The sequence below is a fragment of the Fulvivirga kasyanovii genome, from assembly GCF_009711405.1.
Taxonomy (GTDB): Bacteria; Bacteroidota; Bacteroidia; order Cytophagales; family Cyclobacteriaceae; genus Fulvivirga; species Fulvivirga kasyanovii.
Genome location: NZ_SMLW01000677.1, coordinates 66,828 through 68,953, shown reverse-complemented (window position 1 = coordinate 68,953; position 2,126 = coordinate 66,828). Strand labels below are relative to the sequence as shown.

The window sequence follows — 2,126 nt, the reverse complement described above, 5'->3', positions numbered from 1 at the left end:
AAAAAGAAGCTCTTTTGAAGGCGTAGCACGTTCCGGCGCTGTGGCCTTTGTGGCCGGAGACAAAGCCTACGTTGGACTGGGTTATGATGGTGATGATTACCTTACAGACTTCTGGTCATACGACCCTGAGCAAAACTTCTGGCAGCGGGTGGCTGATTTTCCCGGGGCAGGGCGTACCGGGGCAGTAGCATTCTCCATCGGCAATGCAGGATATGTAGGCACAGGCTATGACGGCACCGATGAACTCAGGGATTTTTGGAAATACGATGTAGAATCTAATGAATGGGTGCAGATCGAAGACTTTGCAGGGTCAGCACGGATCAGGGCTATCGCCTTCACTGCCAATGCAAAAGGCTATGTGGGCACAGGATTTGACGGTAACTACCTGAAAGACATCTGGCAATATGATCCTGCTGCTGCTGCCTGGCAACAGGTAGTGAGTGTGAAGGGTGAAAAACGCGAAAGCGCTGTCAGCCTTATGATAGAAGACCGTGTGTTTGTGGGCACAGGTACGAATAATGGGATATACCAAACGGACTTTTGGGAGTTTGACGCCGCCAATGTCGACTGGACCTCCAAAGAAATTTTAACTGAAGATGATGATTATACCATTATAAGGGCATCTGCAGTGGCCTTTTCCATAGGAGAATTCGGGTACATAACCACCGGAAATGCCAGCTCCAATATCAACACTACCTGGGAGTATGATCCCATTCTGGATGTATGGACAGAAAAAACGTCATTTGAAGGGTCTGCAAGGCAAGGTGCTGTGGCTTTCACCGTAAACGGCAGAGGCTATGTGGCTTTGGGACAAAACAGCAGTTCCCGATTTGATGACCTTTGGGAATTTAAACCTTTGGAAGAATACGATGAAGATGATTGATTTCAAATTGAATGTAGTGGTGGCTATACTCATGGGTGTAGCCACCTCTTCTCTGGCTCAAAATAAGGCAGGCTCGGCCTACTCCATGTTCGGGCTGGGAGAGCTACAAAACAAAGCCACTATCCAAAGCCAGGGAATGGGCTTTACATCCATAGGCCTTAACAGCCCATACTGGGCTAATAGCATAAACCCGGCAGCCAATACGGAGGTTGGCGGATATTATACCCATATGTTTGACTTTGGCATCTATTATAACCAAACCACCTACACCACATCCGAATCAAGTGAAAACCTGTCCGATGGCGGCTTATCGCAAATGAGCTATTGGTTCAGGTTTAACAACAAATGGACAGGTATAGTAGGTATTGCTCCATTCAGTAAAGTGGGGTATAGTATCCAAAAAAATAATGTAGTCAGCTCGCAGGGAAATCTCTATGATGTAAAATATTCAGGATCGGGAGGCCTTAATGAGATCTATTTCGGCCAAGGTTATGAGGTCTTGCCTAATTTCACGTTGGGGGCTAACCTGAGGTTTATTACCGGCAGCATCCTGCACCAGGAAGAGGCAGTTAGCACAGGTTCGCAAGAGTCTTTCCTGGTATCGCAAAGAACTTACCTGCATAAATTAAACCTTGACTTTAGTTTAAATTACAAGATTCGAAGAGAAAAATTCGCCATCAACATCGGTGCCATTTACGATGATAAAACCAGTCTTAATGGCAACGCCACCACCGAGCTTTCGGATATTGACGAAGAAACCATTTACGAGGAGATTGAGCAGAATAATGATTACACACTCCCTCAGAAAGCAGGCTTGGGTATTTCATTGGTGAGCAACAAGTTTATGCTGGCAGCAGATGTGGAGTTTAATGAATGGAGCAAAGTTGACATGAGCAATGTTGATAAACTTAATGACACCTGGAGGTATGCGTTCGGATTTGAGTTTACACCAAACCGGCAAGGTTTGTTATATGCTTCTAATATAAGCTATCGTCTAGGTTATTATATCGAAAATTCATATCTCGATATTGATGATACCTCATTCGACAAATGGGGCATCACCGCCGGGCTGGGCCTGCCGTTGAAAACCCATGGGGCCATCAATATTTCGTATCATCGAAAATTTAATGGCACCACAAGCAACAGCCTCATCTATGAAACCACCAACGAGGTCAACCTGGGCATCTCCATCAGAGACTTGTGGTTTGCCAGGAAGAAAATAAAATAACAACCGGTTTCTGTT

2 protein-coding genes are annotated in these 2,126 nt (G+C 45.5%); both read left to right on the top strand.

Annotated elements, in window-relative coordinates:
- A partial coding sequence (locus E1163_RS29255; RefSeq protein WP_155177179.1) for a Kelch repeat-containing protein occupies positions 1-883 on the top strand: 883 nt, incomplete at its 5' end.
- A complete protein-coding gene (bamG, locus tag E1163_RS29250) occupies positions 870-2,111 on the top strand; it encodes a BamG family beta-barrel-assembly machinery protein (protein ID WP_155177177.1) in 1,242 nt (413 codons plus the stop codon). The genes E1163_RS29255 and bamG, both read left to right, overlap by 14 nt.
- Positions 2,112-2,126: the final 15 nt, after the last annotated feature.

Coding starts and splice junctions, on each gene's coding strand:
- bamG (WP_155177177.1), top strand. CDS start 870: ATGAAGATGATTGATTTCAAATTGAATGTAGTGGTGGCTATACTCATG.